1 protein-coding gene is annotated in these 279 nt (G+C 32.6%); it reads right to left on the bottom strand.

The genetic code is table 11. The features are described from left to right. Positions 1-21: 21 nt before the first annotated feature. Positions 22-279 (bottom strand): hypothetical protein (locus SB658_RS23400; RefSeq protein WP_410602675.1); only part of this gene is annotated, 258 nt, incomplete at its 5' end.

The following is a 279-nucleotide window of genomic DNA, read 5'->3' as shown; positions in this document are numbered from 1 at the left end:
AGGAGGGGCTTTTTGTTTGGATTAATTGTCTAATTTCTTTACAATTCTTAATCCGAACATCATTGTAAAGAAAAGAATGCCAAACAAATAATACAAGGCATACTCAACTCGTATCATCGAGTTTTTGTCAGTGATATATATAATAAATAGTATCGCAGAACCGATTAAATGAGAGAGGCCGAAAATTTGCGCCATAAGTTTTAAACTCATCTTTTCGATTCTTTCATCCATCTCAGGTAATGGATATTTTTCGGGATCGCTCTTTTTTTTCTTAAAGAA

The organism is Bacillus sp. SIMBA_008, assembly GCF_046535495.1.
Taxonomy (GTDB): Bacteria; Bacillota; Bacilli; order Bacillales; family Bacillaceae; genus Bacillus; species Bacillus subtilis.
Note: the sequence above shows the minus strand (reverse complement) of the source record. Positions and strands in the feature narration are given on the sequence as shown.